Origin of the sequence: Dyadobacter psychrotolerans, from assembly GCF_004349265.1 — a bacterium.
GTDB lineage: Bacteria > Bacteroidota > Bacteroidia > Cytophagales > Spirosomataceae > Dyadobacter > Dyadobacter psychrotolerans.
Window position 1 is genome coordinate 26,452 of the sequence record NZ_SMFL01000007.1, and the last position, 15,478, is coordinate 41,929.

The 15,478-nt window shown below is 42.0% G+C and carries 10 protein-coding genes; 6 read left to right on the forward strand and 4 right to left on the reverse strand.

The genetic code is table 11. The features are described from left to right. Positions 1–18 precede the first annotated feature (18 nt). Positions 19–1,263 carry an MFS transporter gene (locus E0F88_RS19015; RefSeq protein ID WP_131959872.1) on the forward strand — a complete coding sequence of 415 codons (1,245 nt, stop codon included), beginning with the start codon at positions 19–21 and terminating at the stop codon, positions 1,261–1,263. Between the two features lie 3 nt (positions 1,264–1,266). On the opposite strand, the gene E0F88_RS19020 is transcribed toward E0F88_RS19015, so the two are convergent. From E0F88_RS19020 to E0F88_RS19030, 3 genes are all read right to left on the reverse strand, one after another. Beyond that, entirely contained in the window at positions 1,267–1,482 is a 216-nt protein-coding gene (locus E0F88_RS19020) for a Txe/YoeB family addiction module toxin (protein ID WP_229213829.1), read from the reverse strand. 53 nt (positions 1,483–1,535) lie between these two features. Further along, positions 1,536–1,739, reverse strand: a complete 204-nt coding sequence (locus tag E0F88_RS19025; protein WP_220466334.1) for a type II toxin-antitoxin system Phd/YefM family antitoxin — start codon at positions 1,737–1,739, stop codon at positions 1,536–1,538. Between the two features lie 181 nt (positions 1,740–1,920). Then, positions 1,921–4,926, reverse strand: a complete 3,006-nt coding sequence (locus E0F88_RS19030) for an FAD-binding and (Fe-S)-binding domain-containing protein (protein ID WP_131959873.1) — start codon at positions 4,924–4,926, stop codon at positions 1,921–1,923. Between the two features lie 422 nt (positions 4,927–5,348). Here E0F88_RS19030 and E0F88_RS19035 point away from each other — a divergent pair, with 422 nt between their 5' ends. Together E0F88_RS19035 and E0F88_RS19040 are read left to right on the forward strand one after the other, a co-directional pair. Then, positions 5,349–8,405: a SusC/RagA family TonB-linked outer membrane protein gene (locus E0F88_RS19035; RefSeq protein ID WP_131959874.1), complete on the forward strand. Its 3,057-nt coding sequence runs from the start codon at positions 5,349–5,351 to the stop codon at positions 8,403–8,405. Between the two features lie 18 nt (positions 8,406–8,423). Further along, positions 8,424–9,971 carry a RagB/SusD family nutrient uptake outer membrane protein gene (locus tag E0F88_RS19040; RefSeq protein WP_131959875.1) on the forward strand — a complete coding sequence of 516 codons (1,548 nt, stop codon included), beginning with the start codon at positions 8,424–8,426 and terminating at the stop codon, positions 9,969–9,971. An 86-nt stretch (positions 9,972–10,057) separates the two neighbouring features. On the opposite strand, the gene E0F88_RS19045 is transcribed toward E0F88_RS19040, so the two are convergent. After that, positions 10,058–10,846 carry an SDR family oxidoreductase gene (locus tag E0F88_RS19045; protein WP_131959876.1) on the reverse strand — a complete coding sequence of 263 codons (789 nt, stop codon included), beginning with the start codon at positions 10,844–10,846 and terminating at the stop codon, positions 10,058–10,060. A gap of 241 nt (positions 10,847–11,087) precedes the next feature. Between E0F88_RS19045 and purH the strand changes: the two genes are divergently transcribed. From purH to E0F88_RS19060, 3 genes are all read left to right on the forward strand, one after another. After that, positions 11,088–12,623 (forward strand): bifunctional phosphoribosylaminoimidazolecarboxamide formyltransferase/IMP cyclohydrolase, encoded by a 1,536-nt coding sequence (purH, locus tag E0F88_RS19050; protein ID WP_131959877.1) that lies wholly within the window; start codon positions 11,088–11,090, stop codon positions 12,621–12,623. 126 nt (positions 12,624–12,749) lie between these two features. After that, entirely contained in the window at positions 12,750–13,625 is an 876-nt protein-coding gene (locus tag E0F88_RS19055; RefSeq protein WP_181956101.1) for a hypothetical protein, read from the forward strand. 164 nt (positions 13,626–13,789) lie between these two features. Then, complete coding sequence (locus E0F88_RS19060) at positions 13,790–15,409, forward strand: sodium:solute symporter family transporter (protein ID WP_131959878.1); 1,620 nt, start codon at positions 13,790–13,792, stop codon at positions 15,407–15,409. The last annotated feature ends 69 nt before the right edge of the window (positions 15,410–15,478 follow it).

The following is a 15,478-nucleotide window of genomic DNA, read 5'->3' on the forward strand; positions in this document are numbered from 1 at the left end:
ACGCTTCTTTGAAATTAAATGGACTCAATCAGCCCTGGTAAATCTTTAAAAATAAGTTCTGTATTAACGCTGCCTGTAATCGTTGCTTCACTGGGTTATTTTGTGGATGTATATGATCTGCTGCTTTTTAATATTGTTCGTGTTCCTAGCTTAAAAGATCTCGGAATGACTGAGGAGCAGATTTCTACGGTTGGCTCTCAAATCTATAACTGGCAACAAGCCGGGCTGCTGACCGGTGGTTTTTTATGGGGCATTCTCGGAGATAGATTAGGCCGGAGATCCGTTTTGTTTGGATCGATATTAACTTATTCCCTGGCAAATATTGCGTGTGGCTTTACTTATAATGTAGAGATTTACTCAATCTTAAGATTTATAGCCGGATTTGGACTCGCAGGAGAACTGGGTGCGGGAATTACGTTAATTGCAGAAATTCTGCCAAAGGAACTTCGGGGTTACGGAGCTTCAGTGGTTGCGAGTGTGGGCCTTGCAGGTGCCATTGCAGCCTTTTTTGCTGTGAAACTTACCGACTGGCGGACAGCTTATTTTATCGGAGGCGGCATGGGGTTTGTTCTTTTAGCTTTACGTGTGAATGTGTTGGAGTCGGTTCTTTTTAATTTAAGTCTTAAAAGGCAAGCAACACGCTCAGTTCCCTGGTGGAGCATTTTTACGAATGGTTCACGGCTGGTCCGCTACATCAGGTGTATGGGAATTGGTCTGCCCACTTACATGGTCATTGGTATCTACGCTACTTTTGGTAATGAGTTTGCAAAAGCTCTGGGTGTTCCTGGAGATGTGCAGGCGGGCAGCTGTGTACTTTATACTTATCTTGGCGTGGTAACCGGAGATTTTTTCAGCGGGATTTTGAGTCAATGGTTTCATTCACGTAAAAAAGCCATTTTTCTAATGATCCTTATGACGCTTGCAGGTACAATCTGGCTTATTTACGGAGGAATACAAACTGCAACCGTTTTATATTTTTGTTATGCCTGGCTTGGATTTTCAATCGGGTACATTGCCATGTTTCTTACCACCACAGCTGAACAATTCGGGACTAACCTGAGAGCTACCGTTACAACTTCGGTCGCCAACAATGTTCGCGCTACGGTTTTGATCAGCCTTCCGTTTTTTCAATTTCTTAAACCAAATTGGGGTGTGCTTCAATCCGGAGCAATCGTCGGTGCCATTTGTTTTTCCCTGGCTCTTCTTTCACTCTGGAAAATGGAAGAAACTTATGGCAAGGAGTTGGATTATGAGGAGGTTTGATGCCTAATTGTAATGTCCCTTAGTAGAAATTATTGTCACAACAATCCATTTTTTCGTCAACAGCATAAACAATTCGATGTCCCGATTAATTCTTCTGGACCAGAAGCCAGTCAAATTGTGTTTCAATTGTTCAGGCTGACCTGTTCCGGTGTACGGATGCTTAATTAGCTCGTCTAGTAGTTTCCTTATTTTTTTGAGTACAGATTTATTTCCTGACATTTTCAGTTTTTAGATTCCCTCCATTGCCTTGGGAGTAAACTCGAGGGAATAACTCATAAACCAAGTAGTTTATTTAAATCAGCCTGATCAACTTTGATTGTCTTACCGTCTTTGTATTGGTTTATACCTTCCTGGATATCAGCCAGCGTTTTAGGATCCATAAAATATTTATCCTCTTTACCAACAGGAGTTAAAGCATAGGCTTTCTCCTTCCCTCTTTGAATAATCACCTGTTCATTTCTATCAACCAAATCCATATATTATTTTGGTTGTCCCTAAACTCTCTTGAGCTGATTACAAGCATTTTATTTAATATTTATGTACAGGATTGGTACGCGAAATTGTAAGAAATAGTTCAGCAAAGAAATTTGAAAAAGTGTTAAAATCGTATCAAACTGATGACTGTCTTTACATAAAAGGCCTATGTAGCCTTGTTTTTCAAAGCAAAGCCTCCCACAAAATTTCAGCCGGATGCCTGGCTTTCCTGCCTGTTCCGTCATGTATCTGATGACGGCAGCTTGTGCCTGGTGCGGCGATAATTACATCCTCAGGTTGCTGGCGCACGGCAGGAAACAACACCATTTCGCCAATTTGCATCGACAAATCATAATGTTCTTTTTCATAACCAAAAGACCCCGCCATACCGCAGCAGCCTGATGGTATAAGCTGAACAGTGTAGTTTTCAGGAAGCGACAGCATCTTTTTGGTCGGAACCATACTGGATATTGCTTTTTGCTGGCAGTGACCATGCAGTTTTATCACACGTTTGTCTTTCGTAAATACGTCTTTACTGATGTGTTTCAGTTCTATTTCTCTGGCAATAAACTCGTCAAACTGCAAAGCATTCTGAGCCAGTTTTTTTGCATCTTCCACCAAATCATCACTTACCAGATCAGGATATTCGTCTCTGAAAGTCAGAATAGCAGATGGTTCAATGCCGATGAGCGGTGTGTCATAAGAGATAATATCTTTCAGAAGGCGTATGTTTTTTTCAGCAATCTTTTTGGCATCCTTCAAAAGACCCTTCGACAGTTGAGGACGTCCGGATGGAGCATGTTCAGGAATAATGACCTGGTAGCCTAATTTTTCCAGAGCCAGAATCGATTTTTTACCAATTTCCACATCATTGTAATTGGTAAATTCATCACAAAACAGATAAACTTTTTTTACCGCTATTGATGAAGTGAAAGGAACTGTAAACTCTGAACTGTTTACTCGTTTCTTCCACCAACTTTTTAATGTAGTGCTATGCAGCAACGGCATCGTCCTTTCCGGATGAAATCCTACAATGCTGTTAGCGATCTTTCTTAATGGCTTATTTTTATAAATCAGGTTATAGGCCCAGGGTACATAACTTGCCAGGCCAGTCATTTTAGAAAAATTCCCGACAAGCCATGAACGCATCGGAACACCATGTACATCATGATATTGCTGGAGAAACTCCATTTTCAGTTTGGCTACGTCCACGTTTGAAGGACATTCTCCCTTGCAGCCCTTGCAGGCCAGACAAAGATCATATACCTCCTTTATTTCATGGTTGTCGAAGCGGTTTTCTTTTGTTGAGTGCGTCAGCATTTCCCGCAAAATGTTTGCCCTGGCGCGCGTAGTGTCCTTTTCGTTGCGGGTCGCCATAAAACTCGGACACATTGTACCACCGCTCATCTGCGTTTTACGGCAGTCTCCCGAACCGTTACATTGCTCGGCATGCTGCAAAATATCCTGGTCATGAAAACGGAAATAGGTTTTGAATTCAGGCGTTTTCTGATCCGCTTCATAACGAAGAAAGGTATCCATCGGAGCGGTATCCACAATTTTGCCGGGGTTAAATATGTGGTTTGGATCCCAGGCATTTTTGATGTCTTTGAATAGCTGGTAATTATGTTCACCAACCATTTTAGGAATAAATTCCCCGCGCAAACGTCCGTCGCCGTGTTCACCCGAAAGAGAACCGTCATATTTTTTTACCAGCGTCGCAATCTCTTCAGCAATCATCCTGAACTGACGGTGGCCTTCACTGGTTTTTAGATTAATAATCGGACGAAGGTGTAATTCTCCCGTTCCGGCATGCGCATAATGAACGGCTGACATGCCGTTTTTTTTCAGGATTTCATTAAAATCACGAATGTATTCCGGCTGGTCATACACGTCCACAGCTGTATCTTCAATAACGGCGACCGCTTTTTCATCGCCGGGAATATTCGATAACAAGCCCAAACCGGCTTTACGCAAAGTCCAGATTTTCTTCGTGTCATCACCAAAAAGCAGCGGATAATGAAAGCCCATGCCAGCCTGCATGAGTTCGGTGGACATTTCCAGTGCGAGCGCTTCAACCTCCTCTTTGGTTTCTCTTGAAAGGTCCACCACCAAAATTGCTGGCAGCGTGCCGTCTGGTTTATCTTTTACAAAAAACGCGTTTTTCTTCTGCTCAACATTAAGCATCGCACATTCCAGAACGTAATTGTCTATGAGTTCAACCGCGTGCGGACCGTATTTCAGTGTGAGAACGGTGGCGCGTAAAGCCTCGTCAATCGAATTGCAGTGTACACAAACCAATCCCTGCGTTTTAGGCGGTAATGGCACCAGGTTCAGTTTTATCTCTGTTAAAAAACATAGCGTTCCCTCTGAACCTGCAATCAGGCTGCACATATTGAATTGTTTTGCAGACTGATTTTCGTCCTGCAAAAGATAAGGTTCCGTGTTCAGAAGCATATCCAGCGCATAACCGGTATTTCTTCTTTCTACACTTGGTTTCGGGAAATTCTTTCTGATCTCCGCCTGATTTTCAGCAGAGGAAAGAATTTCATTGGTTTTTAAATAGATCTTATCAAGCAGACCGGCACTGCCGTTTTTCGATAAGGATTTGGCAATCAGATTTTTATATTCTAATGAAGACAGGCTTTTAAACTGCGCGTCGCTTCCGTCCGCAAGAATGGCTTTTACTTCCAGCGTATGCTCCCGTGCACTCCCGTATACGATTGAATTGGAGCCACAGGAATTGTTTCCCACCATTCCGCCGATCATGGCACGGTTGGCTGTGGAAGTTTCCGGTCCGAAGTATAAACCATACGGTTTCAGAGCCATATTCAACTCATCTCTCACCACACCCGGCTGTACACGAACCCATCTCTCCTGCTGATTGATTTCCAGTATTTTGGTAAAATTTTTGGAAACATCTACCACAATTCCGTTTCCTACCACCTGTCCGGCCAGAGAAGTTCCGGCTGTCCGCGGAATCAGTGAAATCCGGTTTTCATTCGCAAATGCAATCAGTTTTTTTATATCAGCCTCAGACCTGGGAATCGATACAGCCAAAGGCATTTCGCGATATGCGGAAGCGTCGGTAGCATATAGGGTTCGAATCGTATTGTCAAGAAAAAGCTCACCTTCAAGCTGATCTGCAAGTGAATTTAAACTAAGGTTGGAAACAGAGGACTGCAATGTCATAAAAGCAAAATCGGGAATTGAAACGGCTTCAAAGTTACAAACAACGGTGAAGGTTTAGAAGGATTTCTTTCCCGAATATTGACAAAAAAGCTACTTGCAAAAATTAATTTTTTATTAAAGACAATTCCAAAAAGGAGTATTTTGGACTTCTCCATTGTCAATATTGTACAATAATTGGATAAAATCAGGCAATCAAAAAATCTTATCTATATGACTGGATTTTTAAAACAGCTCCATTGTATTATAGGAACTATTTATATTAATTTGCCAAACGGATTACGTAAAAATATTATTTATTAACCATTTAATTCAATTTAAGTTGTGTGATTTTCAGCAATTTAACTCCAATTGATTTGGGTTTTAACTTAATATTAGAAATAATCCGGGCTAATATATAACGATACCTAAATAATTTTTGACCTATGGGGAATTTATTTTTACCCTTTTATCATCTTCATGATGATACAAGAGAAAGTTTGCAATCAGAAAAAAAACAGCGCAGAACGGCAACGTGGTCGTTATTGATTTTTTTGCTGGCTTCAATAAGTTTTGGCAGTGTTCACGCGCAGGATGTGACAATTAGCGGAACGGTCACAGATGCAAAAGGCAGTACACTGCCAGGTGTATCTGTAAGTGTGAAGGGAACTACAAAGGGCTCGACTTCTGATATGGATGGGAAGTATTCGGTTTCAGCTTCACCAGCTTCAGTGCTTGTTTTCAGCTTTATCGGCTTTTCAACAAAAGAAGTGACGGTAGGAAGCGAATCGAAAATTGATGTGGTGCTTACTGATGATGTAAAAGCACTTGAAGAAGTTGTAGTGATCGGGTACGGAACGGTTAAGAAAAAGGATTTGACTGGTTCTGTGGCGTCTTTACAATCAAAGGATTTTAATAAAGGTGTAATTACTTCTCCGGATCAGCTTATTCAGGGAAGAACCCCTGGTGTAATGGTGATCAATAACACAGGACAGCCAGGGGGCGCTGCTACGGTAAGGATACGCGGAAACTCCTCGATTCGCGCAGGCAACAATCCACTATTTGTATTGGATGGTATTCCTTTGTCGGGTAGTTCTGCACGCCCGGGTGGTAGCGGTGGTTTTGGTTCTGATGGAGGTAACCCGCTTGCCTATCTTAACCCAAGCGATATCGCAAGTATGGATATTTTAAAGGATGCTTCGGCAACGGCTATTTATGGTTCACGCGGAGCAAACGGGGTTGTGATCATAACCACAAAGCGTGGAGCATCAGGAGCACCAACGATAAATTTCAATGCATCTGCTGGTCTTTCTACTTTACTAAGGAGACCGGAAGTTTTATCAGCGGACGAATTCAGACAGGCAGTGAAGTATTATGCACCCGATGCTGTTACTAATTCCTATGATTTTGGCAGTGACGTAAATGCCTTTGATGAGATAACCAGAGTGGCTCCTGTTCAGAACTATTCTGTTGCAGTAACAGGAGGAACAGATGCTGGTAAATATCGTATTTCCGCTGGATACATGGATCAAAAAGGGATCATCGAAAACTCCCAGCTGAAAAAATATACGGCAAGTATCAACACCAATTATAGATTTTTGGAAAGCAAAAAATTAGGCCTGGATTTTAGTGTTTTGTTTACGCAAACAGACGAAAACATCGTTCCGATTGACGTCGGCAGAGGTGCTGATGGTAACCTGATTTCAATGGCTCTTGCATGGAACCCGACACGTCCGTTGAGAAACACTGATGGAAGTTTTACGTACATCAATAACATTACAGGTAACCCAATTGCAAATTTGGCGGCATATAAAGACAGAGCAACCGTTAACACGATTGTTGCGAGTATTGCGCCATCTTTCAAAATTACCAATGATCTTGAGTATAAATTTTTGTACAGTGTTACCCGCCAGATGGGTATTAGAAAAGGAATGTTGATAGATGGTATTGTTAACCAAAATACAACAAACAACGGTTTTGCGTTCGTAGGTAACAATCAGGAAACCAACCAGCAACTTACGAACACATTGTCCTACAACAAACAAATCACTCCATCATTGAGTGTTAATGCGGTTGCCGGTTATGAGTTCCTTACTTATGCAAATGGGTGGAATACCGTAAATGCAAGTGGATTCACTAACGTTGGACTTAACTTCTACGATTATCTTGGTTATTCTATCGCAAATAACAGAGGTGCAAGTTCGTACAGAAGTCCAACCAACGAATTACAGTCATTTTTTGTAAGGGCTGGTTTTAATTATCTGGACAAATACTTATTTACCGGTACAGTTAGAAGAGATGGTTCTACGAAATTCGGTGAGAACAATAAGTATGCTAACTTCCCAGCGTTAGCATTGGCCTGGAATGTGTCGAATGAATCCTTTTTAAAGGATAATAGTGTGGTTAATAGTTTGAAGGCACGTATTGGATGGGGTAAAACCGGTAACAGGGAATTTCCGTCAGGTGCTTCAAGAGATCGTTATGCATTTGGTAATCAGAGCGTAAGTCAGGCCAACTTCGGTAATCCGGATTTGAAATGGGAAAGTTCTGAAACGATTAACGCAGGTATTGACTTCGGGCTTTTCCAGTCGAAAATTATCGGATCGATCGATTACTTTAATAAAAAGACAACTGATGCATTGTTTGAAAGAACACTTGCTCAGCCAGCCCCGAGCGGAAGGGTTTGGGTTAATTTAGATGGAGAGGTTAGAAATAAAGGGGTGGAAGTGGCTCTTACCGGAACCGTTTTTGAAACAAAAGACTGGACATGGAATATTTCAGCCAATGCTACCTACCTGAAAAACAGTGTATCTGGCTTACCTGGATTTTATGAAACGGCTCAGTTGAGAGGACAAGGTTTTTCTGGGGTATTAGGACAACGTATGGTTAGCGGTCAGCCGCTTAACGTATGGTATTTGGCAAAGTATGCAGGCCTGGATCCTGCAACCGGAACAAGTATGTATGTAGGAGCAGATGGTAATGCAAGTTCTTCGGTGGACCCCGCTCAGAATAAATACTATGTCGGAAGTCCTAACCCAAAATATCTTCTTGGATTTTCTACGGATGTGACTTACAAAAAACTTTCTGCGGTTGTGAATATGAATGGTGCTTTTGGTCATTATCTATTTAATAACACGTTTGCCACTGTCCTAGGTATAAACAACCTGACGGCAAGAAATATGGCGAAGGAGTTTTATAATACGGACATCAAAGAGTCTACGTCTAACTCAGCTGCACCTTCTACGAGATACCTTGAAAAAGGAGATTATATGAAGATGTCGAACGTAACGTTAAGTTACAGAGTAGGGAACATTGGAAAAGCATTCAAAAACATGAGTATTTCGCTTACAGGTCAAAATCTTTTTGTTATAACAGGTTATAAAGGTTTTGATCCTGAGGTAAATACGGACGGATCGAGTAGTGATATCCCTTCACTTGGTATTGAGTATGTACCTTACCCTTCTGCAAGAACGGTACTGTTGGGAGTAAACTTTTCACTGTAATTTTAAACTAAAGATTTTATGCAATTTAAATCATATTGTGCAACCATTCTGTTAGGAATTTCGCTGTTTTCCTGTACAGATCTTGACGAGCAGCTTAATAGCGATCTGGAAGAAACTTCAACCGGAAACATTAATCCGGCCGGTTTATTAATCAGTGCATATTCCTCATTGAACAACCCTTATCAGCAGGATAACCGCTGGTGTCTGCAGCAACTTTCTTCTGATGAAGCAGTAGCACCGACGCGCGGGGGTGACTGGGACGATAACGGTACACACCGTGCTATTCACCTGCATACCTGGAATGCCGATAACTCTTACATGAGCAATACATTTGGCGGGTTGCTAACAGCAATATTCCAGTCATCCAACGTTTTGCGTTACAGCCCATCTGCCCAGCAGGCAGCAGAAGCTCGTTTTATCAGAGCATTGGCTATGTTCGATGTATTGGATCTTTGGGGAGTTGTTCCTTACAGAGAGAATCTGGATGATTTTCGTGAGCTTCCTAAAACGCTTAGTTCACAGGAGGCTACTGATTTTATTATTTCTGAGGTGAATGCGATTATGAAAGACCTGCCTGATTCGGGTGCGGCTTTCGTAGCAAATAAAAATGCGGCAAGAGTGTTGTTAATGAAAGTTTACCTAAATAAAGGTACCTTTTTGAACAGACAGGCACCTACGTTTGCTGCGGCCGATATGGCGAAGGTTGTAAGTCTGGCTAATGAGATAACAGGTTATACCATTTCTCCAAAAGGTAAGTACTTTGACAACTTTGCTCCGGATAACCATCTTAAATCCACAGAAAATATTTTTACACTCTACAATGAAGAGGGTGTAAGAGGTGGAGGCGTGGACAGAGCGTACTGGACAGTTTCACATTATAACATGACCCCGGGTGGGTGGAATGGATGGGCTGCATTATCCAATCTGTACGATAAATTTGGAGCAACAGATGAAAGAAGGGGTGGCTATTATGACTATTCGGCAGATACCACATCCAATCACAACAAAGGGTATAAAATTCAAAATGCCGGTTTTTTACAGGGGCAGCAAATTAGCTGGGTAACTAATAAACCTTTAATGGCCAAAAACCCTGCAACCCAACCTTTGGTCTTTACAAAAGAAGTAACAATAAGAACTTCCGGCGCCACTCTGGAAACTGCTGGTATCAGGGTTATAAAGTATCCGTTTGACTTTGCGTCGAAAGGCCAGAAAAACAATGATTGGGTAGTATATCGTTATTCAGATGTATTGTTGATGAAGGCAGAAGCCATTTTGCGTGGAGGTACGCCTGGTACGGCTGCGGACGCATTAACGATCGTAAACTCGATCCGGACAAATCGCGGAGCTGCAAATCTTACAGCGCTTACATTGGATGTCTTGTTAGACGAACGTTCCAGAGAACTTTATTGGGAAGGATGGAGAAGACAGGATTTGATTCGTTTCGGTAAATTCTTATTGGCCGGACAAATCAGACCAGCTGATACAGATCCAAAAACATTGGTTTATGCAATACCAAGTCAGCAGATCGCTGTAAATGCCAATTTGAAACAAAATCCGGGATATTAATTTTGAATTTGATTAAAGTAAAAGGAACAGGCACATGACGCGCTTGTTCCTTTTGCTTTTTATAGAGTTAATAAAAGTATTTTCTCCTATAAACTCTCCGTCTTCCCGCCATCCACAGGCAGACTTACTCCGCTAATGCTTCCCGCCGCAGGACTGCATAAAAATGCTACGGCAGCTGCAACTTCTTCGGCTTCGCTAAAACGCCGTATGGGAATCACGGCCTTCATTTCTTCTGCAATAGCTTCACTGGATTTGCCCTGTGATACACTTCTCATTTCAAGAACGGCATCAAGCCGGGCAGTCTTTGTAAAACCTGGCAGCACATTATTTGATGTAATACCAAAAGGTCCCAATTCCAGCGACATTGTTTTAGACCAGCTCGCAACAGCGCCGCGAATCGTATTGGATACACCCAAACCAACGATTGGCTGCTTTACTGACGTACTGATAATGTTGACAATTCTGCCAAAACCCGCTTTTTTCATGGAAGGAACAACAGCCTGTGCCAAAAACTGATAATTCAGTACATGCATCTGAAAGGTTTTCAGAAATTGATCTGTGTCTGCTTCGATGATGGGCCCCCCGGATGGTCCTCCTGTATTATTGATCAAAATGTGCACATCAGGCACCAGTCGCAGATAATTATCGATCGCATCTTTTACATTTTGATTATCAGCAAAGTCAGCGATAACATATCTGTGCAATTGGCCCAAAGAAGTATCAAGTTCATCAACTGTTTCTTTTAATTTCTCTTCATTTCGGGCTACAAGTGTTACGTTCGCTCCCAGTAATGCCAGTTCGATGGCGGTTGCTTTACCAATTCCCTGCGTGCTGCCGCAAACCAGGGCCGTTTTTCCTGTCAGATTCAGATTCATATTATTTCCTGTTTCGATATTTAATATTTTATGACAAATTTCATTCCTTTGATCATCCGGACAGAACTGCAAGCTGTTTACCACAAACTTCAAATCTTACTTCCCACTTCGCCGTTTTTTAATATATCTTTGCGGTTTATTTTTTGAAAGGAGATCGGCGGATTGTCTTGTAAATGAAGTTCATTTGAGTCTTTATTTAAATAAAATCCGGTTTCCCAAAGCTATAATCTATAATCGAACAATGTCTAAAAAAATCCAATCTGCCCTTATATCTGTTTATTATAAGGATGGACTTGAACCTTTGGTTCGTCTTCTGCACGAAAATGGCGTAAAACTTTATTCCACAGGAGGTACACAAACATTTATAGAAAACCTTCAGATTCCTGTAACTGCTGCCGAAGAGCTGACGGGTTACCCATCTATTTTTGGCGGTCGGGTTAAAACCTTGCATCCTGCTATCATGGGCGGGATTTTATATCGACGCGATGATGCCGGTGATGTAGCACAGGCGGCTCAATACAACATCCCTGCTATCGATCTGGTTGTTGTGGATTTGTATCCGTTTGAAGAAACAGTTGCTTCCGGTGCGGGTGAAGAAGAGATTATAGAAAAAATTGACATAGGCGGAATTTCACTGATACGGGCAACTGCCAAAAACTTCAAGGATACACTGATTGTTTCTTCAAGAAGTCAGTATGCCGGTGTTGTTGAATTGCTGGATGCAAAAGCGGGCGCAACGGATCTGGAAGACAGGCGTAAATATGCAGGAGAGGCATTTGGTGTTTCTTCTCATTATGACGGGGCGATTAACAGCTATTTTATTTCAAAAGAAACTCAGGCTGATTCAGCCCTTTACGATTTCCAGAGTTTACCGTCTCAAACATTGCGTTATGGTGAAAACCCCCACCAAAATGCAACTTACTTTGGCGATCTGGAAGGTATATTTGAAAAACTACACGGTAAGGAATTATCCTACAATAACCTGGTGGATGTAGATGCCTGCGTAAATCTGATAGATGAATTTATTGGGTCTGATCCAACGTTTGCGATCATCAAACATACCAATGCCTGCGGAATTGCAACGGCAGCTACTGCGAAAGAGGCTTATGACAATGCATTGGCCTGCGATCCGGTTTCGGCATTTGGCGGAGTTGTGATCACCAATACAAAAGTGGATCTGGCAACAGCCGAAGAATTGAACAAACTGTTTATGGAAATCCTGATCGCTCCTGAATTCGACGAAGATGCGCTGGCTTTACTAAAATCAAAAAAGAATCGTAACCTGTTAAAACGGAAATCGACTCAATTGCCAAACGTGATGTTCAAAACCATTTTGAACGGGGTTCTGGTTCAGGATAAAGATCTTTCGACAGAAACTGCTTCCCAGTTTACAACCGTTACAGAAAAAGCACCGACCGAAGACGAACTGAAAGCACTCGAATTTGCGCTTAAGGTTTGCAAACATACCAAATCAAACACGATCGTTTTGGCGAAGGAAAACCAGCTTCTTGCCAGCGGAACCGGCCAGACCTCCCGTGTTGATGCCTTGCGTCAGGCAATTGATAAGGCCAAAGCGTTTGGTTTTGACCTGAACGGTGCAGTGATGGCTTCTGACGCGTTCTTCCCGTTCGCGGATTGCGTCGAGATTGCACATCTGGCAGGCATCACTTCGGTTGTTCAGCCGGGCGGTTCTATTCGTGATAAGGACTCGGTTGCATATTGTGATGCAAATGGCGTTTCGATGGTAACAACAGGCGTACGGCATTTTAAGCATTAATTAGTGCCAATTGACGTCTTAGATATTTCTGATATTATTAAATATAACCGCAAATGCTTCCTCAGTCATTTGCGGTTATATCTTTTATGGTGCATCTTGCTTCATTGTAATTAAACTTCATTGAATTTGAAAGTCAGTCAGACCTTGATTAAGTACACCACAAAAATTGGTAAGTACCTGTTCATCGGTTTGTTTGCACTCATTACTGCTTTCCTTATTCTATATCCTGAGCTTTTCAACTGCGAGATTATTCGCTCTTCTGAATTCAGAGAAGTAAAACAGGGCATTTTTGTAAGTCCGGATATAACGGCTTCCCAAAGCAGCAAAATTTTAAAAACCGTTCGTCGCTCTGAGGCGCGGGTTGATTCATTTTACGCCGGTAAAAAATCGCGGCCTGTTATTATTATTTGTAGCAATCCGCAGCAGTATGAAAAGTATTGTAACAGTTCAGAAGGGGCGGGATGCAGTCTTGGGACGCCTTGGGGAAGTTCTTTTATTATCCTGAATGCCGAAGGAATGAACGTGGATGTAATCAGTCACGAAATGAGCCATATTGAACTTCTTGCCAGACTGGGATGGTTTAAGACGGTTACGGAAGTGCCACAGTGGTTCAATGAAGGTGTCGCTCTGATGCTGGACAGAAGATTTGTTGAAAACACAGATGTAATCGGTAAATATTTTGGGTATATGGACGAGTGGCTGTATTACACCCGCGGCGGTCAGGAAATTCTGGAACTTGAAAACATAACGTCGGTAAAGGAATTTTTTAATGGCAACCAGCAATACGTCATGCTGGCCTATATGACTTCCGGACTGGAAGTATCATACTGGCTCGCTGAAACAGAAAATACGGGCATACAGAAATTTATTAAACTGATGGACTCAGGTAAATCCTTTGCTGAATCCTATAACACAGCAGAAAAAATGCCCCGGACTAAACGCCGGCCAAGATTGCCCCGAAATCCCTTGAGGCTCCCTTCCCGGGAAAACGTGCGGGATTAAAAGTTAGGTTTTATCAAAAAAATGATTCCGAATAACCTTTTTCATCTAAAACACGAAATTTCGAGTTCCATAGGCGCTTAACTCTTTGCACTATTTTCGGAAAATAGTGTACCTTTCGACTTGAACCAACTTGCTTATCCAACCATCCAATTTATACGATTGAAATGCAACAATTACAGACTCTGGATTACATTGTTTTCTTCTTCTACTTTATTCTTGTATCCGGCTACGGTTTCTGGATTTATCAGCGAAAAAAAACAACTACTGAATCAACAAAGGACTTCTTTTTAGCCGAAGGTTCTCTAACCTGGTGGGCAATCGGTGCATCCCTGATCGCTTCGAATATATCCGCAGAACAGTTTATCGGGATGTCAGGAAACGGGTTTTCGATGGGATTGGGTATATCGACTTACGAGTGGATGGCGGCTGCAACGCTGGTGATCGTTGCTGTATTTTTTATGCCAATCTATTTGAAGAACAAAATTTATACGATGCCTCAGTTTTTGAGCCAGCGCTACAATCCGACAGTAAGTTTGATCATGGCCGTTTTTTGGCTGGCTTTATATATCCTGGTTAACCTTACTTCCATTCTTTATCTGGGAGCACTGGCCGTGTCGGGTATTTCCGGTCTTGACTTCCAGTTTTGTATGATTGCCCTGGCTGCTTTTGCCATTATCATTACAATTGGCGGGATGAAGGTAATTGGTTTTACAGACGTTATACAGGTATTTTTCCTTGTTATCGGAGGTTTGGCAACAACCTATCTGGCTATTAATCTTGTTTCAGGTGAAGCCGGGCTTGATGGTGTGATGAGCGGAATTAAAATGATGCGTGATAACCACGATGATCATTTTCACATGATTTTCCCAAAAACCAGTCCTTTTTACATGCAGCTACCTGGCCTGACTGTTCTGCTGGGTGGTATGTGGATTGTGAATTTGAACTACTGGGGCTGTAATCAATACATTACGCAGCGTGCCTTGGGAGCTGATTTGAAAACGGCCCGTAACGGGATTCTTTTTGCTGCTTTTCTTAAATTGTTAATGCCGGTGATTGTGGTATTGCCAGGTATTGCGGCTTACGCGCTTTACAGCAAAGGGATGTTCCAAAGTGAAATGTTAGGATCAGATGGTTTGATTAATCCTGATAAAGCCTATCCTGTACTATTAAATTTGCTTCCAGCAGGGTTAAAGGGACTTTCCTTCGCAGCATTGACAGCGGCTGTTGTAGCTTCTCTTGCTGGTAAGGCAAACAGTATTTCTACGATTTTTACCCTGGATATTTTCAAAAATTATATTGGTAAAAATGCGGATGAAAAGACGTTGGTTAGAATTGGTCGGTTGGTTGTAGTCATTTCAATGGTTTTGGCAATCGCGGTTTCTCCTTATATGGGAATTGATAAAAAAGGTGGTTTTCAGTTTATCCAGGAAATGACCGGATTACTTTCCCCGGGTATTTTTGCATCCTTTATTATGGGTTTTTTCTGGAAAAGGACCAACTCAGCGGGAGCGCTGTTTGCTATTGTAGGAGGTTTTTTAATTGCCCTGGCAATGCATAACAATTATCTGCCTTTTGCTGACTGGACTCAGGTTCCGTTCCTGGATCGTATGGGACTGGTATTCCTGATCTGTGTAGTTGTAATGTTTATTCTGGGCCTTGTGCTTCCGGATGAACGCAAAGGGTTGGTGATCGATTCTTCCATGTTTGTACCTCATAAAAGCTTTATTATCGGTGCAGCCGTTGTGATTGCGATGATTACTTTTCTTTACAGTTACTTCTGGTAAGATTAAAGAACTGATGATATAAAAAAAGTCCGGAACGTTCCGGACTTTTTTTATATCGACTGAACACTA